Source organism: Luteibacter yeojuensis, assembly GCF_011742875.1.
Classification (GTDB): Bacteria; Pseudomonadota; Gammaproteobacteria; order Xanthomonadales; family Rhodanobacteraceae; genus Luteibacter; species Luteibacter yeojuensis.
The window spans coordinates 1-25,924 of sequence record NZ_JAAQTL010000002.1 but is presented as its reverse complement, the minus strand read 5'-3'; the positions used below and the strand labels follow the sequence as shown (position 1 = coordinate 25,924).

At 62.1% G+C, this 25,924-nt stretch carries 22 protein-coding genes; 11 read left to right on the top strand and 11 right to left on the bottom strand.

All coding sequences use genetic code 11. The annotated features are described in order from the left end of the window. Nucleotides 1–9: 9 nt before the first annotated feature. Nucleotides 10–684 carry a peptide-methionine (S)-S-oxide reductase MsrA gene (gene msrA, locus HBF32_RS14970; RefSeq protein WP_166700595.1) on the bottom strand — a complete coding sequence of 225 codons (675 nt, stop codon included), beginning with the start codon at nt 682–684 and terminating at the stop codon, nt 10–12. Nucleotides 685–828: 144 nt separating this feature from the next. Here msrA and HBF32_RS14965 point away from each other — a divergent pair, with 144 nt between their 5' ends. Then, entirely contained in the window at nt 829–2,085 is a 1,257-nt protein-coding gene (locus HBF32_RS14965; RefSeq protein WP_338039807.1) for an HD-GYP domain-containing protein, read from the top strand. Next, on the top strand, nt 2,082–3,332 hold the full coding sequence (locus HBF32_RS14960) for a putative bifunctional diguanylate cyclase/phosphodiesterase (protein WP_166700593.1): 1,251 nt from the start codon (nt 2,082–2,084) through the stop codon (nt 3,330–3,332). Before HBF32_RS14965 ends, HBF32_RS14960 begins: the two co-directional genes overlap by 4 nt. Before the next feature lie 86 nt (nt 3,333–3,418). Here HBF32_RS14960 and coaE read toward each other — a convergent pair whose 3' ends face one another. The 4 genes from coaE to pilB all read right to left on the bottom strand — a co-directional run bounded on the left by coaE (nt 3,419) and on the right by pilB (nt 8,097). Next, entirely contained in the window at nt 3,419–4,027 is a 609-nt protein-coding gene (gene coaE, locus HBF32_RS14955; RefSeq protein WP_166700592.1) for a dephospho-CoA kinase, read from the bottom strand. Then, nucleotides 4,024–4,893: a prepilin peptidase gene (locus HBF32_RS14950; protein WP_166700591.1), complete on the bottom strand. Its 870-nt coding sequence runs from the start codon at nt 4,891–4,893 to the stop codon at nt 4,024–4,026. Before HBF32_RS14950 ends, coaE begins: the two co-directional genes overlap by 4 nt. Before the next feature lie 76 nt (nt 4,894–4,969). Further along, nucleotides 4,970–6,235 (bottom strand): type II secretion system F family protein, encoded by a 1,266-nt coding sequence (locus HBF32_RS14945; RefSeq protein ID WP_166700590.1) that lies wholly within the window; start codon nt 6,233–6,235, stop codon nt 4,970–4,972. A 134-nt stretch (nt 6,236–6,369) separates the two neighbouring features. Then, entirely contained in the window at nt 6,370–8,097 is a 1,728-nt protein-coding gene (gene pilB, locus HBF32_RS14940) for a type IV-A pilus assembly ATPase PilB (protein ID WP_166700589.1), read from the bottom strand. A 168-nt stretch (nt 8,098–8,265) separates the two neighbouring features. Here pilB and HBF32_RS14935 point away from each other — a divergent pair, with 168 nt between their 5' ends. The 6 genes from HBF32_RS14935 to HBF32_RS14910 all read left to right on the top strand — a co-directional run bounded on the left by HBF32_RS14935 (nt 8,266) and on the right by HBF32_RS14910 (nt 13,968). Then, nucleotides 8,266–9,120, top strand: a complete 855-nt coding sequence (locus HBF32_RS14935) for a glycosyltransferase family 2 protein (protein WP_166700588.1) — start codon at nt 8,266–8,268, stop codon at nt 9,118–9,120. Between the two features lie 25 nt (nt 9,121–9,145). After that, nucleotides 9,146–10,309 (top strand): glycosyltransferase, encoded by a 1,164-nt coding sequence (locus tag HBF32_RS14930; protein ID WP_338039806.1) that lies wholly within the window; start codon nt 9,146–9,148, stop codon nt 10,307–10,309. Continuing rightward, nucleotides 10,306–11,031, top strand: a complete 726-nt coding sequence (locus HBF32_RS14925) for a methyltransferase domain-containing protein (RefSeq protein WP_166700586.1) — start codon at nt 10,306–10,308, stop codon at nt 11,029–11,031. Before HBF32_RS14930 ends, HBF32_RS14925 begins: the two co-directional genes overlap by 4 nt. After that, nucleotides 10,977–12,062 (top strand): glycosyltransferase family 4 protein, encoded by a 1,086-nt coding sequence (locus HBF32_RS14920; RefSeq protein ID WP_240148010.1) that lies wholly within the window; start codon nt 10,977–10,979, stop codon nt 12,060–12,062. The genes HBF32_RS14925 and HBF32_RS14920 overlap by 55 nt, the downstream gene beginning before the upstream one ends. Before the next feature lie 200 nt (nt 12,063–12,262). Continuing rightward, nucleotides 12,263–13,078, top strand: coding sequence for a class I SAM-dependent methyltransferase (locus HBF32_RS14915; RefSeq protein ID WP_166700584.1), 816 nt, complete (start codon nt 12,263–12,265; stop codon nt 13,076–13,078). Then, entirely contained in the window at nt 13,075–13,968 is an 894-nt protein-coding gene (locus HBF32_RS14910) for a glycosyltransferase (protein WP_166700583.1), read from the top strand. The genes HBF32_RS14915 and HBF32_RS14910 overlap by 4 nt, the downstream gene beginning before the upstream one ends. On the opposite strand, the gene HBF32_RS14905 is transcribed toward HBF32_RS14910, so the two are convergent. From HBF32_RS14905 to HBF32_RS14880, 6 genes are all read right to left on the bottom strand, one after another. Next, nucleotides 13,916–15,139, bottom strand: a complete 1,224-nt coding sequence (locus tag HBF32_RS14905; RefSeq protein ID WP_166700582.1) for a lipopolysaccharide biosynthesis protein — start codon at nt 15,137–15,139, stop codon at nt 13,916–13,918. The two genes, HBF32_RS14910 and HBF32_RS14905, sit on opposite strands and share 53 nt — an antisense overlap. A 7-nt stretch (nt 15,140–15,146) precedes the next feature. Continuing rightward, nucleotides 15,147–17,108 carry a hypothetical protein gene (locus HBF32_RS14900; protein WP_240148008.1) on the bottom strand — a complete coding sequence of 654 codons (1,962 nt, stop codon included), beginning with the start codon at nt 17,106–17,108 and terminating at the stop codon, nt 15,147–15,149. Continuing rightward, nucleotides 17,105–19,051, bottom strand: a complete 1,947-nt coding sequence (locus tag HBF32_RS14895) for a hypothetical protein (RefSeq protein WP_166700581.1) — start codon at nt 19,049–19,051, stop codon at nt 17,105–17,107. Before HBF32_RS14895 ends, HBF32_RS14900 begins: the two co-directional genes overlap by 4 nt. Nucleotides 19,052–19,089: 38 nt before the next feature. Further along, the gene (locus tag HBF32_RS14890) at nt 19,090–19,533 is read right to left on the bottom strand and encodes a pilin (RefSeq protein WP_166700580.1); all 444 of its coding nucleotides are present in this window, start codon (nt 19,531–19,533) and stop codon (nt 19,090–19,092) included. 108 nt (nt 19,534–19,641) lie between these two features. Next, nucleotides 19,642–20,091 carry a pilin gene (locus tag HBF32_RS14885; RefSeq protein ID WP_166700579.1) on the bottom strand — a complete coding sequence of 150 codons (450 nt, stop codon included), beginning with the start codon at nt 20,089–20,091 and terminating at the stop codon, nt 19,642–19,644. A gap of 320 nt (nt 20,092–20,411) precedes the next feature. Then, nucleotides 20,412–21,737, bottom strand: a complete 1,326-nt coding sequence (locus tag HBF32_RS14880) for a glycosyltransferase family 39 protein (protein WP_166700578.1) — start codon at nt 21,735–21,737, stop codon at nt 20,412–20,414. Nucleotides 21,738–21,881: 144 nt separating this feature from the next. Between HBF32_RS14880 and HBF32_RS14875 the strand changes: the two genes are divergently transcribed. The 3 genes from HBF32_RS14875 to HBF32_RS19740 form a co-directional block, all read left to right on the top strand. Beyond that, nucleotides 21,882–23,972 carry an alpha/beta hydrolase family protein gene (locus tag HBF32_RS14875; protein ID WP_166700577.1) on the top strand — a complete coding sequence of 697 codons (2,091 nt, stop codon included), beginning with the start codon at nt 21,882–21,884 and terminating at the stop codon, nt 23,970–23,972. Nucleotides 23,973–24,097: 125 nt separating this feature from the next. Beyond that, nucleotides 24,098–25,813, top strand: a complete 1,716-nt coding sequence (locus tag HBF32_RS14870; protein WP_166700576.1) for a DUF6531 domain-containing protein — start codon at nt 24,098–24,100, stop codon at nt 25,811–25,813. Nucleotides 25,814–25,845: 32 nt separating this feature from the next. Beyond that, on the top strand, nt 25,846–25,924 hold a 79-nt coding region (locus HBF32_RS19740), incomplete at its 3' end, for a transposase (RefSeq protein ID WP_425482251.1).

The window sequence follows — 25,924 nt, the reverse complement described above, 5'->3', positions numbered from 1 at the left end:
GTCCGGTTTCTACCGGCCGTTTGCCCAAGTGGCTACATACCGCTCCGGATAAAGGCGCTGCAACGCCAGCACCTTCGGCCGGTCGTTGATCGCGATGTACAGCGAGTCTGGATTCAGGTGCATATAGTCCTGGTGCTCGCTTTCCGCCGGATAGAATCCCTTCAGCGGCGTCACCTGGGTGACGATCGGCGCCGCGAAGGCATGGGCGGCCTTGAGTTGGGCCACGTACGCCTCGGCCACCTTCTTCTGCTCCGGATTGGCGTAGAAGATCGCCGACCGGTACTGCGTGCCGACGTCGGGCCCTTGCCGGTTCAGGAGGGTGGGATCCTGCGCCACCGAGAAGAACACCTGCAGCAGCTGGCCATAGCTGACCTGCGCGGGGTCGTATACGACCCGGACAGACTCGGCGTGGCCGGTGTCGCCGTCGCTCACGTCGTCGTAGTTCGCGTGGGCGGCGTCGCCGCCCGAGTAGCCGGAGCGGACGCTCTTCACGCCCCGCACATGCTGGAAGACGCCCTGGACGCCCCAGAAGCAGCCGCCGGCGAAGACGGCGGAGGCCTCGCCCCCGGCGGTGGCCGTGGCGTCGACGGTGGGGGCGGGCAGCTTGACGCCTTCCTCGCCGGCGGAGGCGGTGGAGCAGGCGGTGAGGGCCATGAACAGGGAGGGAAGCAGACGGAGGCGCATGGGAGAGGCTCCAGGGAGTGGGCTACTCCATAAGACCGGCGATCCGCCGGTTACCTCACACATTCCATGCCGGTGTCCCTAAAGATCCGGTGAAGACCGCCGATATCCCAACGGATGTGCAGTAGTCGGACGGAGGCGGGGGCTGTGGTTTACGACCTGGTGGAGAGACGCGTGTTCGTGGCCGACCTGGAGGTCGGCATGTACGTGAGCCGTCTCGATTGCGAATGGTCGGACACCACGTTCCCGATCCAGGGCGTGCCGATCACGTCGCAGGACGACATCGACAGGCTGGCGAAGTTCTGCAAGTTCGTATTCGTGGACCTGCACCGCCAGGCCACGCCCGAACGGACGATCATGCGGCCTTCCCATGTCGTCGCCCAGGCGCCTCCCGCCCCCGCGGCCAAGCCCCGGCCGGCGGTCAACCCCCGCCTCGTGGCGCGGCATGCGTACCGGGACAGCGTAGCGTTCGATGACGAAGTGCCGCGGGCCCAGGAGGCCTTCGAGGGGGTGGCACGTTTTGCGGAGCACCTCGTGGACGACCTGCGGCAGGGGCGCGCCATCGAACCGGGCGCCGTCGAGAAAGCCGTGCGACCGATGGTGGCGAGCCTCTTGCGCAGCAGCGACGCCTTCTTCTGGATCGAGAGCCTCCGCCACCGCGACAGCTATACGTATCAGCACGCGGTCGGGTGCAGCACGCTCGCCGCCGCCTTCGGGCGGCACATGGGTTTCGCCGATGACGTGATCGTCAGCCTCGCCGCCGGCGGCCTCCTCATGGACGTGGGCAAGGTGCAGATGCCCGAGGAACTGCTCTCGCGCGACGGCCCGTTGAACGACGATGAATGGGGCCTGGCGCGCCAGCACGTTGGCGAAGGCATGGCCATCCTCGATCATTCCGGTGTCGTCGACCCGGAGGTTCGCGACATGGTGCTTACCCACCACGAGCGCTTCGACGGCAGCGGCTATCCGGGCGGCCTGGCCGGCAACGAGATCCCGCTTCCCGGCCGCATGGCGGCGATCATCGACACTTACCACGCGATGTCCTCGCCCCGGCCCTACCGGCCGGCGGTTTCCCAGCATCTTGCGCTGCGCCAGCTCTACGCGGGGCGCGACACCGCGTTCCAGGGCGAACTGGTCGAACAGTTCCAGGCTTGCCTGGGTGTGTACCCCACCGGATCGCTCGTGGAACTCAACACGGGTGAAGTCGCGGTCGTGATGGTGCAGAATCAGGCCCGCCGCCTGCAGCCGCGGGTGGCCGTTCTGACGCGTGCGGACAAGGGGCCGCGCGAGGATTTCCTCATCGTCGACCTGATGAACCAGGCGGACCCCGTTCGCCGCGAAATCCTGCGCACCCTGCCGGCCGGCAGCCATGGCATCGATCCCAGGGAGTTTTTCATTCAATGAGTGAGCGTGCCGACATCCTGCCCGCCGTGCAGATCATCCTCGACCGGGTGGTCCCGGATTCGGGGTGGCGCGCCGTGCTCGTCGTGAGGCTGCAAGGCATGCGCGAGGCGCAGTTGCGTTTCGGCTACGAGTTCGGCAACCAGATCATGCTGGCCGCGCGCGAGCGCCTCGTCGAGGCCGTGCGCCACTTCGACACGGTGTTCGTCGCCGGCGACGATACGTTCGTGGTCGTGCTGCCGTCGGTGCGCAATCGTACCCATGCGCTCCTGGCGGCCACACGCATCGTCGGCGCCTTCGATACGCCGGTGCTGCGTGGCGAGCGCCCCTGGCACGGCCGCCCTGTCGTGGGCGTGGCGGTACACCCCGAGCACGGCACGACGGCGGAGCTGCTCTATCGCCGCGCGGAGCTGGCCCACGACGAGGCCCTTCGCGTGGGCGAATCCTTCGCCCTTTACCAGCCCGATGCCACGCCCGTGGAGATCCTCTACGGCGAGCTCCGCGAGGACATCGAGGCCAACCGCCTGCACGTGGCCTTCCAGCCGCTGCGCGACCTTCGGTCCGGCGAAATCGTGCGGGTGGAGTCGCTCTCCCGCTGGACCACCACGGCGCAGATTCACGTGGCGCCCGCCGACTTCATCCAGTTCGCCGAGCGCAGCGACCTCATCGTGCCGTTGACGCGCTGGAGCCTCAACGCCTCGCTGCGCCACGCCGCCGCGCTGCATCGCGGCGGCTGCCCGCTGGATGTGGCGATCAATCTTTCGCCGCGCGTCTTCGCCGAGCCGGGCTTCGCCGAGCAGATGCTGGGCGCCATGGACATCTGGGGCGTGCCGCCCACCGCCGTGATCGTGGAGATCACCGAGACGGCGCTGCTTACCGACCTGGACATGAGCGTGCGCGTGCTGCGCTGCCTGCGCGATCGCGGTGTCCGTGTGGCGATCGACGACTTCGGTACCGGGTATGCCTCGTTCGCCTACCTGCGGCACTTTCCTGCGACGGAACTGAAGATCGACCGCAGCTTCGTGGATGCCATGAACACCGACAGCCGCACGGAGTTGCTGGTGCAGGCCATGGTCGACGTGGCGCACCGTCTGGGTATGGAAGCCGTCGCGGAAGGCGTGGAAAACGAAGCGACCCTGCTGCGCCTGGTGGAAATGGACTGCGACCTCGTCCAGGGCTACCACATCGCCGAACCGATGAAGGCCGAGGATTTCGTGGCCGAACGCATCGCGGCGGCGTCATTGATCTAGCCGCCAGTGCCCTTGTAGGAGCCGCTATAGCGGCGAGAGCAATCTTGCGACCATGCCGCGAGATTCCCTCGCCGCTATAGCGGCTCCTACAATCGATTGCCGGCAAGCGTCCTGTAGCGCCGGTCCAGCGCCGCCACGGCCTCATCCAACGCCGCCTCGTCCCCATCGTTGACGATCACATCGTCCGCGATGGCCAGCCTTTCCTCGCGCGAGGCCTGCGCCGCGACCATCTTCGCCGCCAGCACGGCATCGATGCCGTCGCGGCGGGTAAGCCGCTCGATCCGCACCGCTTCGGGCGCATCCACCACCAGCACCCGATCCACCCAGGCGTAATGGGCGCGGTTCTCCACCAGCAGGGGAATGGAGAGGATGCAGTAAGGACCACGGTCGGCCGCCACCGCGTCGCGCAGCCAGGTGCGGATGCGCGGGTGCAGGATGCCTTCGAGGGTGGCGCGTGCCGAGGGATCCTCGAACACGCGCTGGCGCATCGCCGCCCGGTCGAGCCGGCCTTCGCCGTCCAGCACCGCGGTGCCGAAGACGCGCGCGACCTCGGCCAGCGCCTCCGATCCCGGCTCGACGACGGCGCGTGCCGCGACGTCCGCGTCGTAGGCACGGATGCCCAGCGCCTCGAAGCGGCGTTCCACGGCGCTCTTGCCCGAAGCGATGCCGCCCGTGAGCGCGACGACGAAGCTCATTGCAGCCCGGCGATCCGCAGGTAACCCGCCAGCAACCTGTCGCCGGCGAGGAACCATACCCAGCCGGCAGCCGCGATGTACGGGCCGAAGGGAATCGGCACGTCGCGCCGATGGTTGCGGAACAGCATGAGGCCGCCGCCGACGAGCGCGCCGATGAGGGAGGACAGCAGGATGATCGGCAGCAGCGACACCGGACCCATCCACGCGCCGAGCGCGGCGAGCAACTTGAAATCCCCGTAGCCCATGCCTTCCTTGCCGGTGAGCAGCTTGAACAGCCAGTACACGCTCCAGAGGCTCAGGTAACCGATGAGCGCGGCCAGGATCGCAGAGGACGGGGCCACGGGCAACGGCTGCCAGGCCGGGATCAGCGTGAGGCCCAGGCCGATCCAGAGCAGGGGGTAGTTGAGCTCGTCCGGCAGCAGCTGGGTACGGGTGTCGATGCCGGAAAGGGCGATCAGGAAGAAGGTGAGCACGAGTCCCGCCAGGGCGGCCGGAGTGGGGCCGAAGTGCCAGACCACCAGCGCGCTCGCTATGCCCGTGAACAGTTCGACCAGGGGGTATTGCGCCGAGATCTTCGTGCCGCAGTAGCGGCAGCGCCCACGCAGGAACAGCCAACCGAAGACGGGGATGTTGTCGTGGGCCGCCAGCCGGTGCCGGCACTGCGGGCAATGCGAGGATTCCAGCGCGATACCCGGCGGCCTGGGCTCGTCCACCGGTTCCAGCTCCAGTACCTCGCGGGCCTGCTTGCGCCATTCCCACTGCATGCGCGGCGGCGTGCGCAGGATCACCACGTTGAGGAAGCTGCCCACGAGCATGCCGAAGACGGCGGCGAAGGCGATCCAGAAGGCGAGGGGGAGTTCGGGCATGGGCGCTTGGTCGGAAGTCAAAGAAAAGCCCTCCACCCGCGAGGGGGAGGGCTCGTATTGTGCACTGGCTATGCGATCAGGTCGTTCCGGCGATCTTGAAGATGGGCAAGTACAGCGAGATGACCATGCCGCCGACCAGGCCACCGAGGATCACCATGATGAAGGGCTCGAGCAGGCTGCTGAGCGTGTCCACCGCGTTGTTCACTTCTTCCTCGTAGAACTCCGCCACCTTGAACAGCATGTGGTCGAGGGAGCCCGACTCTTCGCCGATGGCGGTCATCTGCACCACCATGTTCGGGAACAGGTTGGTCTGGCGCATGGCCAGCTGCAGCTGGTGGCCGACCGAGACGTCGTCGCGCATCTGCAACACGGCTTCGCCATAGACGATGCTGCCCGTGGCGCCGGACACCGCTTCCAGCGCTTCCACCAGGGGGACGCCGGCCTGGAAGGTGACGCCCAGCGTACGGGCGAAGCGGGCCAGGGCCGACTGCCGCAGGATGTTGCCGATGACCGGAATCTTCAGCGACATGCGGTCGAGGAAGTGGGCGAACTTGGCCGAGCGTTTCTTCGCGGCCACGAAGACGAAACCGGCGGCCACGACGGCGCCGATGATGGCCCACCAATAGGCCTGTACGAACTCGGACGCCTTGACGACCACCATCGTCGGCACGGGCAGTTCGGCGCCCGCGTCCTTGAAGGTCTGCTGGAAGACCGGCACCACGAACAGCAGCAGGATCATCGTGACCAGGAAAGCCACCACCATGACCATGGCCGGATAGAACAGAGCCTTCTTGATCTTGGACTTGATGCCCTCGACGCGTTCCTTATATGTCGCGACGGTATCCAGGATCGTGTCGAGCACACCGGCCGATTCGCCCGCGTGCACCAGGTTGCGATAAAGCTCGTCGAACTGGACGGGATACTGTCCCAGCGCTTCGTGCAACGACGCACCGCCCTCGATGTTCGACTTGACGTCGATCAGCATGTTCTTGAAGCGGACGTTCTTCTGTCCGTTCGCGATGATGTCGAAGGCCTGCACCATGGGCACGCCCGACGCCATCATGGTGGCGATCTGGCGGCTGAAGATGGCGACGTCGCGCGGCTTTACCGTGCTGCCGGAGGAGCCGAACAGCGGCTTGGCCCGTTCGCGCACGGTCTGCGGGTTCATGCCCTGGCGGCGCAGCTCGGCCTTGACCAGGGCGGCATTCTTGGCCTGCAGCTCGCCGGACATGCGCTTGCCGCGCTTGTCCAGCGCCGTCCAGTCGTACATGGTCAGCTTGTTGACCTGTGCCCTGGCGGCACCCAAGGCCCGCGTGTTCTTGTTTGCGGTGGCTACTGCCATGGCGCGATGTTCCCCCCGGATTCAACTTTTTTGCGGGGGCGCCCAGGCGCCCCCGCACCGGCGGATAGTCTGAACGACTTTCCGCTTATTTTTCTGCCATCTGGCGCACATCCTGACGTTGCTCCCGCGGAACATCAATCCTTGGTGACGCGATTGATCTCCGCCAGGCTGGTGACCCCGTTCCGCACCTTGAGCAGGGCGGACGCCCGGAGGTCGTTGATCCCGGCCTTCTTGGCCACCTCGGCGATCTGCAGGGCGTTGCCGCCTTCGAGGACGATCTTCTGGATATCCTCGACCATGGGCATGACCTGGTAGATGCCTACTCGGCCTTTGTAGCCCTCGTTGCAGCTGTCGCAGCCCACGGCCTCGTAGATGGTGATCCCGGCGTCGATTTCTTCCTGGGTAAAACCCTCGGCCAGCAGGGCGGCCGGCGGCAGCTGAATCGCCCGTTTGCAGTCGTGCAGCCGGCGGGCCAGGCGCTGGGCGATGATCAGGGTGACCGACGAGGTGATGTTGTAGGGCGCGATGCCCATGTTCATCAGGCGCGAGATGGTCTGCGGGGCGTCATTGGTGTGCAGGGTGGAAAGCACCATGTGGCCGGTCTGCGCGGCCTTCACGGCGATCTCGGCGGTTTCCAGGTCGCGGATTTCGCCGACCATGATCACGTCCGGATCCTGGCGCAGGAAGGAGCGCAGGGCCGCCGCGAAGGTCATGCCGCGTTTGACGTTCTGCTGGACCTGGTTGATGCCCTCGACGCGGATTTCGACCGGATCTTCCACCGTGGAGATGTTGCGCCCCTCGGTGTTGAGGATGTTGAGGGCGGTGTACAGCGACACCGTCTTGCCGGAACCCGTGGGGCCGGTGACCAGCACCATGCCGTAGGGCTTGTCGATGGCGTCGAGGTAGAGCTTCTTTTGCGCTTCCTCGTAGCCGAGCTTGTCGATGCCCAGCTTGGCCGAGGAACCGTCGAGGATACGCAGTACGATCTTCTCGCCGAACAGCGTGGGCAGGGTGCTGACGCGGAAGTCGATGGCGCGGGTCTTGGTCAGGTTGAGCTTGATGCGGCCGTCCTGGGGAACGCGGCGCTCGGCGATGTCCAGGCCGCTCATGACCTTGATGCGCGAGGCGATGCGGTTGCCCAGCTTGATCGGGGCCGTGGCCACGATGCGCAGGATGCCGTCCATGCGCAGGCGTACCCGGTAGACCGACTCGAAGGGCTCGAAGTGGATGTCCGACGCGCCGCGCTTGATGGCATCGACCAGGATCTTGTTGACGAATTTGACGACGGGGGCGTCATCGTTGGCGTTGGCATCGATGCCGGTGGTGCCGTCGCCGTCCTCGTCACCGTGCTCCATCACCAGTTCGTCGAGGCCGCCATCCTCGAAGCCCGGCACGCTGGCGCTCATTGCCGAAAGTGCGCTGTCAATGATCCGGCGCAACTGGCCCCGCTCGACCAGGACCGGCTCGACCATGTGGTTCGAGTGGAACTTGATCTCGTCCAGCGCGTGCGATTGCATGGGGTCGGCGATGCCGACGAAGAGACGTTTGCCGCGCTTGAAGAGGGGGAGGGCCTGGTGCTTGGTGACCAGGGCCTCGGTCACCAGGTCCAGCGGCATGTTGGCCGGGGCCATGCCGCCGATATCCATGAGGGGCATGCCGAATTCGGCCGAGGCCACCTGGGAGAGCTTGGCGCTGTCCACGAGGTTGTGGTCGACCAGCCAGGCGGAGAGGGAGATGCGCTTCTCCGCGGAGTCCTGCACGGCCTTGCGGACGTCGGCCTCAGGCAGGACGTTCTCGCTGACGAGGCGTCGGGCCATGCCGGTCAGGCCAGCGAGCATGGGCTGATGCATTTGTGAAGCCATGTGGACGTTTCCCCGAGATACGCGCCTGAATCTACTCCAGATTATAAGATTGGTCACGCAAGGTCATGTGACGGGGCGGGTATTTCCTGCACGAACCCACTCCGCGGTGTCCTTCTCGTTTCCTGTCGCGGATATCCCTTATGATTCAACGACCATGGGGGAGCTACCTTGAGTCGTCTAAGCATCATCCTGCCCGCCAAGAACGAGGCGGCCGCTCTGAAAAATCTGTTGCCTCGATTGACCGCCGCCCAGCCGGGCGCGGAGATCATCGTGGTGGACGACGGATCGACCGACGATACGAAGGCCGTATGTGCCGATAGCGGTGTGACATGCCTCTCTTCGCCGTATTCCATGGGAAATGGAGCGGCCATCAAGCGTGGAGCGCGAGCCGCCATTGGGGACATCCTGGTGTTCATGGATGGTGATGGGCAGCATGATCCCGCCGACATTGAGAGGTTGGTTGCCCGGCTTGAGGAGGGCTACGACATGGTCATCGGTGCCCGCGACTGGGAAAGCCAGGCCGGGGTAGGGCGAGGGCTTGCGAACACACTCTATAACTGGCTTGCCAGTCGGATGACAGGGCACGTCGTCGCCGACCTGACCTCTGGCTTTCGCGTCACCCGTGCGCATCGCTTTCGCGAATTCCTCCATCTCCTGCCGAACGGATTCTCGTATCCCACCACCAGTACAATGGCCTTCTTTCGCAGTGCTTATGGTGTGGCCTATGAGCCCATCAAGGCAGCGGAGCGGATAGGCAAGAGCCATATCAAGCCACTCAAGGACGGCATCCGTTTTCTGTTGATCATCTTCAAGATCGCCACCCTTTACTCGCCGTTGAAGCTCTTCGCGCCCGTCAGCCTCGCATTTATCGGGCTGGGGTTTGTCAACTACGCCTTCACTTATGTTGCTTCCGGTCGTCTGACCAACGGAAGCACGCTGATGTGGAGCGCGGGAGTGATCGTGTTTCTCATCGGACTCGTGTCCGAACAGATCACTTCGTTGACCTATCGCCGCGATGAGTGAGGGCGGTGGCCTCCCAAGGCTCGTCGTGCTCGCATCGACCTACCCGCGCTGGCAGCACGATCACGAGCCATCATTCGTGCATGAGCTGTCGCGCCGCCTGACGCAGTGGTTCGAGGTCGTGGTCATCTGCCCTCATGCCGCAGGCGCAAAACGCCGGGAGGTGCTCGATGGGGTCCGCGTGGAACGCTATCGATATGGCTGGGACGGTCTGGAGACCCTGGTCAACGATGGGGGCATAGTCACTAACCTGCGGCGCGCACCGTGGAAATGGTTGCTCGTTCCCGGCTTCGTCGCCATGCAATGGCTGGCCGCCCGGCGCGAGCTAGAAGGCGACGTAGTAGTCCATGCGCATTGGATTCTCACACCTGGATTCGTTGCGCGCATGCTTCGTGCTCCGTTTGTCGTCACGTCTCATGGGGCCGATCTGTTTGCCCTGCGCAGCAAGTTTCCGATGGCGCTGAAGCGCTTCGTGCTGAAGCGCGCTCGATCCATGACCGTGGTAAGCCACGCCATGCTGGGTGAAGCCGCGAAGCTGCTCGACGGCAGTAAGATCGCTGTTTCCCCTATGGGCGTGGACCTCCGCGAGCGCTTCGTTCCTAAAGTTGGCGCTTTGCGTGAGTCAGGGAAGATTCTATTCGTCGGCAGATTGGTGGAGAAGAAGGGGGTAGAGGTGTTGCTTCGCGCAATGCCTATGGTGCTCGCCCGGATACCTTCCGCTACCTTGACGATAGTTGGCTTCGGTCCCCTTGAAGAATCGCTGAAATCCGAATGTGCCGAGCTTGGACTTGGCGGTGTCGTGACCTTCGTAGGCGCCGCCCCACAGATCAATCTTGTCGATTACTACCGGGCCGCGAGCGTATTCGCCGCGCCTTTTCGGGCAGCATCGTCGGGGGATCAGGAAGGACTTGGCCTGGTTCTCGTCGAAGCCCTGGGCTGCGGCTGCCCGGTCGTGACGTCGGACATTCCCGCCATTCGAGATGTTGCTGCAGGTATGCCTGGAATGCGCGTCGTGGTACCGGAAGATCCACGTGTGCTGGCAGACGGACTCGTCGCTTCTCTGTCAGAAGAAATGTCGGACGCCTCGAAGCCGGATCATGCGCAACTTATGGAGCGCTTCGATTGGGACCTCGTAGCCGCGCGATATGCGAGGTTGCTCCTGTCGGCTCGCCTTGAGGAAACGCGGAAGTGAATACTGGTGTCGAAAGGGAAGGTCACGCAACCCTGGATCTTGGCACTCGCGCAGCGAAGGCCCGCAAGATCGAGCGTTTGCTCGACCTTCCTTCATGTCACCAAAAAATACTGGAAGTGGGGACGGGGGCGGGCGGCATCGCGCATTACTTTGCGATGCATACGGACGCGCCGCGCACGGTAGAGGCGGTCGACGTAAAGGATCAGCGACAGGTCATGGAGGGCTACGGCTTCACCGTGGTGTCCTCTACCTCGCTTCCTTTTACCGAAGCGGAGTTCGACGCCGTGATTTCCAATCACGTGATCGAGCATGTCGGCGATCGTGCGGATCAGCTTCACCACCTCATGGAGATTGGCCGCGTTCTAAAGGCGGACGGGTGCGCGTATCTAGCGGTGCCTAGCCGATGGATGCTTGTCGAACCGCATTATGGGTTGCCATTTCTCAGCTGGCTTCCCCGGGCTTGGCGATCCCCTTATCTGCGGCTGGCGAAGAAGGGCAGTTATTACGACTGCGAGCCTTTGCAGCTGCACGAACTCGAGGATCTAGCCAGAAAGGCGGGCTTGCTCTGCGAGAATATCTCACTCCGGGCCTTTCGCACGTTGGTCGAATTGGAGCACCCAGGCGGCCTCCTCGCTCGACTGGCGCGCTTGCCCGATCGTTGGCTTGAATGGCTGAATCCGCTGGCGCCGACTCACGTCTGCCTGTTGCGGCGGGAAGCGTGACGTTGAACGGTAGGCCGCTCCGCATCTGGTTGCCCGCGATCCGCGCTGGTAGCGGCGCCGACGTATTCACGAACCGTCTTGCGACCGGACTACGAAGGGCAGGCCATGAAGCTGACGTGCACTGGTTTGCACACCAGTGGGAGTTTGCGACTTGGTCGCTTCGTGCGGCTAGGATTCCGCCGGATGTCGACATAGTGCATGCGAGTTCAGTATTGGCGCATGCCTTTGCGGGGCGCGGTATTCCATGCGTGGTGACGGAGCACCAGTTCATACGCCACCCCGAATTTATGCCATGGCGCGGTCGCTTGCAGTCGCTCTATCACGACATCGTCCTGGCCCCAATGGTGACTCGCTCATTGCGGCGCGCCGATCGCATCGTCTCGGTCAGTCGGCATGTCGCCGACGCCATTGAAGCAGATATTCGACGGCCGGTTCGCGTCATCCACAACTGGGTGGACACGCAGGTATTTCGTCCTCGCGAAGGATTCGTTCGCGATGGCGATGGCCCCCTCCGTGTTCTGTTTGTCGGCAACCCATCTCGATGGAAAGGAGCCGATGTCATCCCGGTTCTTTCGTCTATGTTAGGCGATGAGGTGGAAGTCCACTGTGTGGGAGGCTTGCGTCGTGCCTTTCCCAGCGACTGGGTACGACATAAGAATATTCGTGTGCTGCAAAGCGTTCCCCCGGAGCGAATGCTGGAAATATATGCATCCGTCGATACCGTGCTTGTTCCAACACGTTACGAGGCATTTGGGTTCGTGGCGCTCGAAGCCATGTCCTGCGGACTTCCCGTGATTGGATTCGATACCACGGGGACGGCGGAAGTGTGTGCCAATGGAGAGACGGCACTGCTGGTTCCGCGTGACGATATCGATGGTCTGGCGAAGAGTATTCGCGCTCTGGCCGACCCGGACTTGCGCGCGACCATGGGGCGCGCGGGGAGGGAGCGGGCATTATCGTGTTTTACGGAAGACCAGGGAGTCTCGGCGTATCTTTCGCTCTACGGTGAGGTGCTGGGAGGACGAGCCTGATGTCGCATGCTGCGAACGTGTGGTCCGCCGAAGATCTGTTGATCCCCAGTCAGTGCCCGGCTTGTTTGGGGGAGTTGGCTGGTCATGCCTCGATAGACGGAGTCGAGGACTTCTGGGAGGGCGTTCCCGGCACCTGGGGGTTTGAGACGTGTCCGTCTTGCGCGAGCCTCGTACTCAACCCCCGTCCGGCGCCGCATGCTATGTCGCGCGCTTATTCGAGCTACTACACGCACGGGTCGGCAACCGAGAGTTATGCGGCAGATAATGGGACTGGCGTGGCGTGGTCGATGGTGAATGGGTATCTGGCCCATCGTTACGGCGCCGATCGACAGCCGGTCAACTCGGTAGGGCGCTGGGTTATTCCGCTATATGCCCCCTTGAGGAGGCAGCTGGATTTTTTCTATCGCGAACTTCCTCGTCGTCCCGGTACCGTCCTGGACGTCGGTTGCGGCAATGGTGTATTTCTTCTTCGGGCGAAAGCTGCAGGCTGGCAGGTTGCTGGTGTAGAGCCCGACGAGGCGGCTGCGGCCAGAGCCTCCCAAGCTGGCGTACATGTTCTGGCAACCGATCTCAGAGCCATCGACAAATCCTCGCGCTTTGATGTCATAACGTCATCCAACGTAATTGAGCACGTTCCAGATCCACTCGATTTTCTTGCGCGCATCTACAAGGCGCTTTCTCCCGGGGGGCTGCTCTGGCTGGCGACACCTAACGCGTCCAGTCCGGGACGTAAGGCGTTCGGCAGGTATTGGCGCGGCCTCGAGGCACCTAGGCACTGTCTCGTTTTCTCCCCCAGCGCACTGCTTGCGGCGGTGACAGATGCCGGATTCGAGCAGGCACGCTTGCGGCCAAGGGGGCGTGGATCGCACTTCGTCATCGAAGAGTCGAGGCGGTATGCGTCTCAGCACAATGTGGGCGTCGCCGGTCGACCGAGTCCGCGATGGATCGATATGTGCGCTACGTTCGATACCGAGGGTGGCGAGGAACTCATTCTCGTTGCGAGAAAGCCGTTGTGAAGGTAAGCAAACCCCAGATTATCGGCATTCTGCTCAACTATCGCGATGCGACACGAAGCCTTCGGTGTGTGAGGTCGCTTCTCGACGAGGGAGTGGACGGCGTTGTCCTCTGGGACAACTCCGCCGATCATGGCGCGTCAGCGAGCTCTATCTCGGCATCGATTGACGATCGTGTCGAGCTTTTCGTCAGTGAGCAGAATCTTGGCTTCGCCGCCGGCATGAATGCCGCTCTTTCGATCATGCAGAACCGATGGGCTGGCGCGAGCGCTCTGCTAATAAATAACGATGCGACGCTGAGGAAAGGGGCGTTGGCGGCGATGAGCGCCTTGGCGGATGCCGGCACGATTGTGGCGCCCGTTATCGATCATTCTGGGGATGTCGTGGAATTCCGGTATAGCCATCGATGGCTCGGTATTCAGACCAAGCGTCCGTTTCCCGGTGCCTTTCCGTTCGCCAGTGGCGCCTGCCTGCTCCTGCCTCCCTCCATTTCTCACGCCCCGTTGTTCGACGAGGCCTTCTTCATGTATGGCGAGGACGTCGATCTTGGTTGGCGCCTATGCGTAACCAAGCGTTGGTCTATCAAGCTGACGGAGAAGCCCCAGGTCGATCATGAAGTGGGAGCGAGCAGCGGCAAGGGATCGATGTTCTACGAGACTCAGATGGCGGCGGCGCATTGGCTTCTAGCGGATCGCCTGGCGAAGGGCTCGATTGACCGGTGCTTACTTCATGCATCCCGTGGTGCGTACTTGGTTGTTCGGGCCGTCATTCGCAGCGTGCGATCAAAGAGTCTTGTTCCTTGGCGAGGCCTTGCCTCGGGTATCCGCCAGGCTCGTGCCATTAGTCGCGGCGAGGTAGGAACAGGATGGCAAGCCATCCTACGACAGCCATGACCGTTTCCGCGATGAACAGTCCCGCACTGGCTCCGGGAAGCCCGTAGAGGCGTCCAAGCACCACCAATCCCAGGAGCAGCACTAGCGTGCCTGTTAGTTCGAACGCGAGGCGCACCATCGGATGGCCTTCCGCCATGAGGACAGTGCCGGCGGCCTGCCGGAGCGCGAGAATTGGAGCGACAGGTGTTACCCAGAAGAGAGTCTGGCGAATGGATTCGAAGCTCGGGCCGAGTATCGACACGATCGCGCCTGAAATGGCGGCTACGCATGCAGCGGCCACTATTCCACAAGCGAATGCGGCTGCTGCGGTCACGCGAATCAGATGCCGCCGACTCGCCCGGGACTCGACACCGGCACGGAAGAGCCGGGGCTGAAGGGTAAGGAGTACAGCCATCACCGGCGTGACCGCGGCAGCCATAAGACGGGTTGCCGCTGCGTAAACGCCTGCCTCGGTCCCGAGTGCCTGAACGCCGGCGATCTTGTCGATTTCCGATGGGTTAGCCGAGACCAGGTGCATAGGTACATAAGCTGCACCATCTCGAAGTTCGGAGCGGGTGGGAGCGCGAGGGCGTAACTGTATCGGGTGCGTGCGTGAAGTGATGCGCCAGCCTATGTAGAGTCCGATCGCCGCGAAGAACAGCTGCGTCGTGGCATAGACGACAAGTCGGTGCGGGGCGGGAGCAAGCCAGGCCATGAGTGCTGCAACTACCTTCATTCCCGCCGGCAGCCACTGCACGAACTGCCCCGTCGGAACCCGGTCGTCCGCATGGAGCGTATAGGTTGCCAGCATGGCTAACGGAGCGATCAAGAGCTCCGCGACGCCGATGCAGGCGACGACAAAACTCGATACGCTCGTTCCGGTCAGCCACGGGGCTACTACCGTATAGATGGCGGCAAGGACAACTCCGATGGCTAATGTGGTGGGAACGGAATAGTCGAGTACCTCTTTCCAGGCGGAACGATCGTGCGATCGGCGAAGCAATACGAAGCCCGCGCCGAAGTTCGGCAATACGCCGAGGACCACCGCCAACGACGACAGGGCCGCAAGGGCGCCGTAATTGCCGGATCCCAAGGCGCGGGCAAGCACGAGCAGGACAATGCCCTGGCTCAGGATGCGCAAGCCGAGGACGGCAGTGGTGTTTGCGCTGCTTGTCAGGAGTCGACGATACATCCCTGCGTCACGGCTCGCTGGAGGATGCGGGTGGCTCGCTCATGCTGTCCCGCTCCGCTTTTAGTGGGCCCAGTTCGGCGTCGAGACGCCCTCCTATGTTCATGGATTCCAAGCAGTCGATCTGCTTTTTCAATTCGGTGTCGTCGTGGACCTGAAGGGCGTATCTCGCAAGACTTACTCGATAGGCAGCTTCGTCGGGTGCGGTAGCTACTGCCTCTCGCTGGGTATGCATGGCGAGATCGGTGTCTTGCAAGGTCTGCCAGGCGAATGTCGCATACATCGCCAGTAGCCTGGCGCTCCGTCGCTCATGCGACAGGGCCGCGGAAAACGCCGCCGAAAGGCGATCCGATGGGAACTTGCATAACGATTGCCTGAGACAAACCGAGAGCGAATCGAGGGAACTTTCGTCTTGCACAGTGGCAGGACGCGCCTCCAGCTTCTGGACCATGCTGGCCCACCACTCATCCTTCACCGGAAGATTCATCCGGGAATTCATGAAGATGAGCGCTTGCTGGGGCAGTATGGATGAGGCGGGAAGGCTGGCCGCGTATTCAAGTGGCTCATAGGCCAGCCTGGTGTAGATGGAATTCCGATCGTAGTGCGATGCGATGATGTAGGCACGGCCAAGTTCGTACTGAGCGCGTGGTGACTCCGGTCCACGTGCCGCGAGTTCCTCGGCGAGTCCAAGGGAGGTTGACCAGGCTGCCGAGGTAGATGCGGTAATGTAAGCCGACCAAGTCGCCGCGACGAACGATGCGAGGACAACCGCGTAGCGGCGCTTCCGCATATGCGGTGGGATCGACTTGAAAGCCCATAGGAAGATATCCGTCACCGCCATCACCACACCGATGCTGGCGAAGTAGTTCCGATGCTCATACACCAACTCGAGAGGAAGCACGGTTCCCGTCAAGGTATGGCAGGCAAAGAACCAGGCTATGCCCAATGCGAAGATTGGACGCTTGTGTCGCAGGATCCATCCGCTCGAGGCGAGAAGCGCGAGGAACGCCATTGATGGGACCGTGGTCCACGGCGTGAACCACCCGGTGCTTTGCACGAAATCGTCGTGGTAGAACGAGAGCCCTCTCTCGGTCGGAAACACGGTCCAATGCAGGTAGTCGACAAGAATACGGGGCTCACTGAGCAGGCGGGTAGCAAGCGTAAAATCCCGGGTGGTCCAGGTGAGAGGGTTCAAAACCTGGGGACCAAGCCAGGCAGCTGCAATCAGGAGGGGTGGAACGAGCAAGCAGGCGAAAGCCCACCCGAGGCTCCGGGCTATGGTTCCGTCACGCCACCGGAAGCGAAAGACTATCGCTTCGAGAAGGGCGGCATAGAGAGGAAGGAGGATTGCGGTCTCCTTCGCCAGCACTCCCACCATGGCAGGTAGGGCAATCCAGGCGATTGCTTTCGCGATGTGATGCCATCCACTTGATGTTCCCGTTCGTACGCTTGCGTAGCCCAGCAGTCCGAGCAAGACGAACAGATTGGCAAGGGCCTCCATGCGTTGCACGACATAGAGGACCGAGGTGAGGTTTATTGGAAGCAGGAGCCACGCCAAGGTCATGGCCGCTGCAAGCCATCTCAGCCGAGACTCCACAAAGGCGAGGCCGCTCGCAGAGAGGAGGACTCTCAATAGGGCGAAAAGCAACATGCCATTCGCAAGATGAATTACCAGATTCGTCAGCTTCATCGCACCGGCATCCATGCCCGTCATCAGGAAGTTGGCAGCGAAGGTCAGTGACGCCAGCGGACGCTTGAGTTCGCTGGACGGTGACGAGAATGCGGCGGCAACAAGGCTTGCGAGAGAGGCCTCTTTGGGCTGGACAGCCGGGTTGTCGACGATGTTTGGGTAATCGTCGAAAAGGAACCCCCCCTTCAAGCCAGGGGCATAGATCGCGGTCGTGACAGCGGTGAGGATGACCAGAACGAGGGCGCTCCAGACGTACGAACCTCGATTAGCGGACGCGGTCATCGCGCCGGGCCTCCGATCTCACCTGAGTCGATGGCTTTGCGAAATGTCCGGATTGCCTCGGTGAGCCTCAGATCCGAGCCGCCTTCCGAGCGAGAGAGGTAAGTGAGGACGTCACGACAGCTCTCGATGTCACCCAATGAGGCATCCAACTGAAACAGCGTCACACCAATGCCGTTGTTGTGATCGCTATCGATCCATGCGCGGCGCACGATCGCACGCGCGTTCTCGATGTCGCCCGATTCGGCCAGCATGCGGCCCGTGTTGAAGCGCGTTCGCCAGATGGGCTGTGCGCTTGCTGGTTGAGGGGCGTCATTCAGCCAGCGCATGGCGATTGTTGTCAAGCGACCGCTGTCCAGGCCTTTGCAGCCCTCGCTTAGGCGTCTGGCGAGCAGTTCCCAGCCCACCATGGAGTACGTTGTCACCCGTCCCCGGGCGCGATCGCCGAACTCTTCGTATAGATTGTCGGGAGCTGGCGCGCCGCCAACTTCGCAATAGGCAAGGAAGCGCCATATGGTCGATGTGACACGTTCGGAATCTGGGCTGTTGGACTCACTCTTCTCGATGAACCAGAGCGCGCTAGGCAGGTCGTGCGCCAACATCGCGCGACCTGTCAGATTGGAAAGCAAGCGCGGTGAGTCGGGGTTGTAGCCGTACTGGGTTGCATAGAAGGTATCTTCGTCTTTCCAGCCGCTGGCCTGGCTCCATGTACCCATGGCAAAGATCGCGACACAGGCGAATGCGCTGGCGATCACTATCCATCGTACCCGCTGTCTCGCCCCGCTAACTTCAAGCATGCCTCGAACAAGTCCGACCACGGCGATGAGGGCGAAGAGCGCGGCTCCGTAATTGCGATGTTCGAAATACAGCTCGAGGCTGATCGGACCGGCTTCCAACGAATGTGCGACCAGATATCCAGCCACTCCGAGCGCAAAGAGAGGCATCCGGCGGCGCCACACGATAGCTGCGGTGCAGATCGTGAGCCAGGCGAATGCGGCAAGGACCGTGGTCCATGGTTTCCATGGCGATGTAGAAATGGGGTAGGTGTCGTGGAATAGCCCCATGTGCGAACCGACCGGGAAGAACGTCGTCTGAAGATAACTCCACAAGACGCGCGGTTCGGTCATCAATCTCTGATCAAGCGTGAAGTCGCGACCGAAATAGCCGCGTAGAATCCACTGGGGCCGGACAGCAATGAACAAGAGTCCAAAGCATACGGGTAGTGCTACGGTCAGGCCAAAAAACGCTGTGACCTGGCGAGGGCGGGTGGCGCGGTCAAACAGCGTGTACTCGAGTACCGCTGCCAAGGGAAGGGCGAGCAAGCCTGTTTCTTTGGCAGAAGCTGCCAACAACGTCAGTACTGGCAGGCCGAACCACAGTGCAAGAGTGGCGGCGCGAGAGCCGCGTTCAATGGCGGGTCGGACACTCAAGTAAAGAGTGAGGGCCACAAACATTAACAACGTAGCCAGTTGGGCCATGCGCTGAATGACGTAGAGCACCGTGCTTACCTGCATCGGTAGCCATAGCCATGTGACTGCTGCGAAGGCTGCCAACCAGCGAGCGCGAGATCGATCGATGCCTGAACGCAGAAAGATGAGTGAAGCCAGGGCGAAAGCTATCACCCCCGTGGCGATGTGTATGCCTAGGTTTACCGCCTTGAAGCCAAACGTGTGGAGATGCGGATCCAGCCAGCCGTTAGCCAGAAACGTCAGCATGCTCAGTGGTCTGCCGCCCGGCCCGGACCGGTTGTCGAATACGACTCCTTGCCAACCCAGGTAACCGTCAGCCCAGCGCTTCAACGGCTCCAGATTGCCTATATCATCAAGAAGGAACGGGCCGTGCAGCCCAGGAGTGTAGATGACAATGGTCAGCGCGAGGACCGCGACTACGGCCAACCAGGGAAAGGTGCGCTGAAAAGCGGCTATGGGTGTGTTGTGCGTGTACAAGCGTACTCCGACGTGGCTGGCACGTCGAAGTCGTTGTATCAACTACGACAGGTGCCTGGAAGATACTTTGCTGTGAGATTGCCGGGCGTACCGAATCCCGCCGCGCCATTACAGCTCCACGTGATAATGCCACCTGCAGCTGTGGGCGTCAGCGTAAACGTTTTTCCGTCGATGTTGACGGCGTCGATATTCCGATAGGTCACCTCGATGACGCCGTTACCAGTAACGGTGACCTGGCTAACGTAGGTGCTCGACGCGGTCTGGTAGCCCGCTTCCACGGACGTGCCCGGAAACGACCCTCTCGAGCCATAGGTCTCGGCGACGGCGTATTTCGCCGCATCTGCCAATACCAGACCTTCGGATACCTTTGCGCGTTTCGTATAGTCTTGGTATTGCGGAATGGCGATTGCCGCGAGGATCGCGATGATCGCCACGACTATCATCAATTCGATGAGGGTGAAGCCCTTCGTTGCCCTGGCCATAGTACATGCCCCCTGTAGGCATCGTGCGGGATAAAAAGAAGGCTCCCGAGGGAGCCTTCCCGGGTCGCCCGGGCCCGTTGGCCCGAGCGACGTGTGGCGGAACGTCAATTAGGCGCGGCAGTTCGCCGGGACGAACTTCGAACCGATGGTGCCGGCAGTGCCGCCGAGGCCAGCAGCGCCGTTGCAATCCCACTGGACCGAGCCCTTCGTCGCGGTCGGCGTCAGGATGATCGTCTTGCCGTCGATGTTCGGATCCTTGATATTGTTGCTGTAGGTCACCTTGATCACGCCCTGATTCGTAACTTCGACGCTCGTGACGTAGGTGCTGGTCGCGGTCTGGTAGCCGGCCGCAGCGGAGGTATCCGGCCAATCACCCTTAGCCTGATACGTCTCCGAAACCGCCAGCTTGGCAGCGTCGGCCAGCACGAGGCCTTCCGAGACCTTGGCGCGCTTGGTGTAATCCTGGTACTGCGGAATCGCGATGGCGGCCAGGATGGCGATGATCGCGACGACGATCATCAGTTCGATGAGCGTAAAGCCCTTCTGCATGGTCTTCATGGAACAGTTCCTCAATGTGGTTAGCTAACCGTAGTGTTTGACGCCCCCTGAGCCCTAGCACCGGACCCCTAGGCTGGCCCGGCTCCCCCTCGCCAAATCGCTGAGGAAAACGACCAGGAAGCTCACCGCTTAATGAAGCACGTTACATGCCACGGTCTGCGGCGGCTCGCCCCGAATAGCAGGCGAGACGATTTTCCATACCCACGGCGGTTACACAATAGACGTCTTTCCGGTATTGCCTAGCGCGTCACGAACGCCTGCCTGATAGTGACAAAGAGCGTCACTATGTGACGCGAATGGGCAGGTAATTTTTCGACAATTCAAGCGGATATGCGGCGCCAGCGGGTTGCCAGGAGGTGGCCGAGTACCGCTATTCCCCATGCTGCTAGCAGAAATTCGAGCCCCCGGTAGGGTACCGCGTAGCGTGGTTCCGCCTGGAGCAGGCAGAACACCGCCGTGGCCATGGCGACGATGGCGGCGGCCCATCGAAGCGCCAAAGGAGCCTTGTTCGAGAGCAAGGCATGGATGGTGCCAATCAGCGCCAACAGGGCAATCAGCGGGTTCAGCAGGAAACAGATGCCAGCCCAGGCATGAAAGACGGCGTTGTCCTCGAAGAGGGAGTGGAAGGTGGGAAAGACGTAGATATCGCCCTGACCCACGGCGACGTCCCAGCCCCAGAGCAGGGCGGGTTTGCTCGCATACCAGCGCGCATAGCGCAGGGGATCGGCGGCCATGCGCTGCGACATGAGCGACCAGCCCTCTCTAGGGCTAGCCTGCATTGCATGCGTTTCCCGATCGATCTCATCCATCACCGCCTTCGCTGCCGGATCGCCCAGCTGGATCGCCCGGAATGCCGCTGTGTGGTATTCAGGCCAGGAGCCTTGTACGAAGTTGATCGAGGCCCTTCCGCCGGCGCTGTTTTCCGCGGGTAGGGTGAGATTTCGAACCATCCAGGCGCCCGAAGGCAGTGCGGCGGCCAGCAGGAGGGCTACCCAGAAGGTGCGTCTGGGTGCATCCCGCCGCACCATGACGATGGCCAGTAGCGGTGCCATGGGCAACAGCACGGCATTCGTCAGCGCGGCTCCGGCGAACCCCAGTCCGGCTCCGATAGCCATGGCCCGGGATTCGCGACGCAATGCGGTATCCAGCAGCCATATCGCCAGCATGATCAGGAATCCCAGCAGGGTTTCGCTGAGGACGTAACCCGCAAAGCCGACGAGATGCGGCCAAAACGCCCCAAGAACGCCCGCAGCGCACGCCGCGCCAAATCCCATCCATCGGCACGCCAGGGAGGTGACGAAGCCCACGCTTGCGGCGCCAAGCAGGCATTGGGTCAGCAGAAGCGTGTCGTAAACCTCGCGACCGGTACCCCGGACGGCCATCAGGATGGCGAGCAGGGTCGGATACCCGGGATCCCGGAAGCTGTCCGGTACGACGTTCTCGGCCATCGGCCGAGCCAGCGAAAAGGTGCCGTGCTTGAGAAGGTTCCATGCGTAACAGAAGTACTGCCACGCATCGCCACGCAAGGGGCTGTCGACCACGGCGATGCGCACATAGCTGTAACGCATGACGAAAGCGGCAAGAACGATAGCCGCGAGCACCAGCGTTCGCCCACGGGTCGTCGAAAAGGAATCGGTGCCGGACAAAGGTTTCCCCCGATGCCGGCCCATCCGGCCGGCGAGCCCGCGAGCTTAGCCCATGCCGGCCCGGGTCTCACGGTTGACGACGCTTGCACCCACGCCAGCCGCCCCGTACCGTGCCCGGGCAGACACACCAAGGGAGTCCCATCGATGAAGCCTCTTTTCGCCGCGCTGGCCCTCGCGCTGGCCGCCGGCCCCGTTATGGCCGCGGATGCCGACAGTGCCACCCCGCATCCTTTCTCCATCCGCGACCTGGTCATGATGGACCGCGTGAGCGACCCGCAGCTTTCGCCGGACGGCCGTTATGCGCTGTTCTCGGTCAGGGCCACCGACTATGCGGCGAACAAGGGCGTCACCTCGCTTTACATGGTCGATCTCAACAAGCCGCCGCAGCCGGTGATGGTGGTGGAGAAGGGCTCCTCCCCGCGTTGGGCTCCCGACGGCAAGTCCATCTACTACACCGCGGCGAAGGACGGCACGACCCAGGTCTGGCATCGCGCCTTCGACGCCGACGCATCGGCTAAGAGTCTTTCGCTGAGCGTCCGTACGGGAGAGGCGGTGACCGCAGGCCCCCTCGATGTCAACGCCTTCAAGCTCTCGCCGGACGGCTCGAAGCTGCTCCTCAGCTACGACGTGTTTACCGATTGCGCCGACCTGGCCTGTACCAAGGAGCGCCTGGACGGACGCGAGAAAGACAAGTCCACCGGCACCGTCTACGACAAGCTGTTCGTCCGCCACTGGGACACCTGGGCCGACGGCCGCCGCTCGCAGCTGTACATCGCCGATGCCAGCGCGCCCTCGCAGCCTGTGCTGCTGAGCCGCGACATCGACGGCGATGTCCCGAGCAAGCCGTTCGGCGGCGACGACGAATTCTCGTTCTCGCCGGACGGCAAGACGGTCTACTTCGATGTACGCATCGCCGGTAAGACGGAGCCCTGGTCGACCAACTTCGATATCTATAGTGTGCCGGCCGACGGCTCAGCGGTTCCGGTGAATCTCACGGCCGAGAACCTCGCATGGGACGCGAACCCGCTGGTGTCGCCGGACGGGAAGACTCTGTATTACACGGCCATGAAGGAGCCGGGTTCCGAGGCGGATCGTTTCGGCATCATGGCGTTGGACCTGGCGTCGGGCAACAAGCGCGAAGTGGCACCGTCGTGGGACCGTTCCGCGGGCTCCCTCCAGGTCTCGCGCGATGGCAAGACCCTCTACACGACCACGGACGATAATGGTCAGCATCCGCTGTTCGCGATCGACGTGGCGACCGGCAAGGCCACCACGCTCGTCACCGACGGTTCGGTGGCTTCGTTCTCCGCAGGCGACAAGAAGTTCCTCCTCGCCCGCGACGACCTGAAGCGCCCGGCCGACCTCTACACGGCCGACCTGAAGGGCAAGGGCCTCAAGCAGGTCACCCACTTCAACGCGAAGCGCATCAAGAATGCGCAGACCGGCGACTTCGAGTTCTTTACCTTCAAGGGCTGGAACAACGAAACCGTGCAGGGCTACGTAGTCAAGCCGGTGGGCTTCAAGCGCGGCAAGACCTATCCCGTGGCCTTCATCATCCACGGCGGCCCGCAGGGCGCGATGACCAACAGCTGGAGCTACCGCTGGAACGCGCAGACCTATGCGGGGCAGGGCTTCGCCGTGGTGACCGTCAACTTCCATGGCTCCACCGGCTACGGCCAGGCCTTCACCGACTCCATCTCGGGCGACTGGGGCGGCAAACCGCTGGACGACCTGAAGGCCGGCTGGGATGCGGCGCTGTCGAAGTACAAGTTCCTCGACGGTGATCGTGCCTGCGCGCTCGGTGCCAGCTACGGCGGCTACATGGTCTATTGGATGGCCGGCAACTGGAACCAGCCGTGGAAGTGCTTCGTCGATCACGACGGCGTGTTCGACGCGCGTGCGATGTACTACGACACGGAAGAGCTCTGGTTCGAAGAGAAGGAAAACGGTGGCACGCAGTTCGACCATCCGGAAAACTACGAGCGCTTCAATCCGGTCAACCATGTGAAGGACTGGCGCGTGCCGATGCTGATCGTTCACAGCGGGAAGGACTTCCGCATTCCTGATACTCAGGGCCTGGGGGCGTTTACTGCGCTGCAGCGTCGCGGCATCCCCAGTAAGCTCCTGCACTTCCCGGACGAGAACCACTGGGTGCTGAAGCCGCAGAACAGCGTGCAGTGGCATGAGACGGTGAATGCTTGGTTGAAGGAGTGGACGGCTCCGGAAGCTAAGTAGCGATTGAGGGGGTAGCGGTAGCGCCAAGAGCCGCCGCTATCTCGCTTCTATCAGAGCGTTTCCAGAAACACCCTCAGACGTCAGGACGATATACGCGGATACCCACGAGTTTACCGGTTGGCGTCGTGAAGACCCGCGTTGTCGGTGCCGAGAACGGCCGACTGGCTTTCGTCCAGCTTCCCGACGAACTATATCCATCGGCGCGCTATACGATTTTCGTACAGGGATTGCATACGGCAAAGGGGCAATCAGTCCCTTATGACGCGATTGGATTCACCACGAAAGCGGCGCGAAATGGTGTCGTGCTGGCGGGCGAAGGCAACCGTCCAGGAACGCCAGAGTCGTCTACCGCGGAACCTCCCCTATTCGTCATGGCCGGCCAGGGAAAGGTAAAGGCCTGTAAGCCGGCCGACGCGTTCCATCTGTGCCGCGACAAGGGCTTGGTGAGAGATGGCGCGTTCTATCCCGGTCAAGATAATGTAGCGACGTCGTCGGGTGGTCACTGGCGCTTGTACCACGATCGCCAGGAATTGCCGGATACCCGCGCGCTCGAAGCAAACCTTTCGAAAGGCGATACGGCGCTGATCGGCCAGGTGCGCCGAATCGACGAGACGCCGGTCGCGAACGTGGCTATCCAGGTAGACGGGCAGACCGTTCGCACAGATGCACGGGGCGTGTTCGTACTGTCGCACCTGCGATCCGGGCGTCGTGAACTCTTTGTCGATGGTGGTCCGGCGGGAACCAAAGATGTGGAGTATGGCCGCTTCGTGGTAGGGGCCGATGTCACCGCATCGAAGGTCAACCACATGCCCTATGTGATGTACCTGCCACGGGTGCTGGACCGTGACAAGATCGCTCTCCCGTCGCCGACCACTCGCGAAACGGTGCTGACTCATCCGGATATGCCAGGCCTCGAGCTGCGTATTCCTGCAGGAGCGGTGCTTAAGGATCGGAATGGCAAGGTGCTGAACGAGATTGCTATCGTTCCTACGCCTGTGGACCACGCACCATTCCCATTGCCCGATAATTTCCCAATGTATTTCACCATTCAGCCGGGTGATGCTGTGGTGCAGGGCATGACGCCGGAAGCGGCAAAGGGTATACAAGTCGTCTATCCGAACTACGGCAAACAAAAGTCAGCGGACAAGGCTGACTTTTGGGTGTACTCAGCTGAGAAAGGCTGGGAGATGTATGGCGCGGGACATGTGTCCGCGGATGCGGGACAGTTGGTTGCCGACAAAGACACGAGGTTGGTTTGGGCACTTGGAGCTGGTGCTTCGACAAATCCCCCTTTACCCGATAATGGGATGCCTCCTTGCAACGTCAAAGATGGCGATCCAGTGGACCTACAGACCGGAATTTTCTACGAAACGAATACCGATCTAAAGTTGCGTGACACGGCCAATCTGCAGGTCGACAGATCTATCAACGGTCTTTATACGCCGACCTCGCCATTTGGCCTCGGTACTGGAAGCTCGCTCTTTATGACGTTGTCAGGGCAGGATTTCTCGCGCCCAAAGCTGGTGCTCTCTTGCGGTGAACCGATCTACTTTGATCTCGTGGCGGGCGCGGCAGTGTGGCCACTTGTTGGAACGGTATGGCGTCACACGGACTCAGACTCGGGTTTTTACGGCGCAACCCTGCAATTCGTCAACGACAGCACGCCGGAGGGTGCTCATTGGGTCGTGTCGACGGTCGACGGCGATGAATATTGGTTCGATCGTCACGCGCCGAATAAGCTCTACTTGTTCAAGGATAAGCACGGAAACACCATTCGTTACCAATATTCGAGTGGCCTTCTCGCACGCATTGACCTGCCCCCACTGAGCCGTACCACATGAAGCTGTAAAGTCCGTCAATCACGAGGACGGATATGAAGAAGAGTCGTTTCACCACCGAGCAGATCATCGGGTTTATCAAGCAGGCTGAGGCAGGCATGGCGGTTTCGGAGC

Coding starts and splice junctions, on each gene's coding strand:
- msrA (WP_166700595.1), bottom strand. CDS start 684: ATGCGCCTCCGTCTGCTTCCCTCCCTGTTCATGGCCCTCACCGCCTGC.
- HBF32_RS14960 (WP_166700593.1), top strand. CDS start 2,082: ATGAGTGAGCGTGCCGACATCCTGCCCGCCGTGCAGATCATCCTCGAC.
- coaE (WP_166700592.1), bottom strand. CDS start 4,027: ATGAGCTTCGTCGTCGCGCTCACGGGCGGCATCGCTTCGGGCAAGAGC.
- HBF32_RS14950 (WP_166700591.1), bottom strand. CDS start 4,893: ATGCCCGAACTCCCCCTCGCCTTCTGGATCGCCTTCGCCGCCGTCTTC.
- HBF32_RS14945 (WP_166700590.1), bottom strand. CDS start 6,235: ATGGCAGTAGCCACCGCAAACAAGAACACGCGGGCCTTGGGTGCCGCC.
- pilB (WP_166700589.1), bottom strand. CDS start 8,097: ATGGCTTCACAAATGCATCAGCCCATGCTCGCTGGCCTGACCGGCATG.
- HBF32_RS14920 (WP_240148010.1), top strand. CDS start 10,977: ATGGCTGAATCCGCTGGCGCCGACTCACGTCTGCCTGTTGCGGCGGGA.
- HBF32_RS14915 (WP_166700584.1), top strand. CDS start 12,263: ATGTCGCGCGCTTATTCGAGCTACTACACGCACGGGTCGGCAACCGAG.
- HBF32_RS14905 (WP_166700582.1), bottom strand. CDS start 15,139: ATGTATCGTCGACTCCTGACAAGCAGCGCAAACACCACTGCCGTCCTC.
- HBF32_RS14900 (WP_240148008.1), bottom strand. CDS start 17,108: ATGACCGCGTCCGCTAATCGAGGTTCGTACGTCTGGAGCGCCCTCGTT.
- HBF32_RS14890 (WP_166700580.1), bottom strand. CDS start 19,533: ATGGCCAGGGCAACGAAGGGCTTCACCCTCATCGAATTGATGATAGTC.
- HBF32_RS14885 (WP_166700579.1), bottom strand. CDS start 20,091: ATGAAGACCATGCAGAAGGGCTTTACGCTCATCGAACTGATGATCGTC.
- HBF32_RS14875 (WP_166700577.1), top strand. CDS start 21,882: ATGAAGCCTCTTTTCGCCGCGCTGGCCCTCGCGCTGGCCGCCGGCCCC.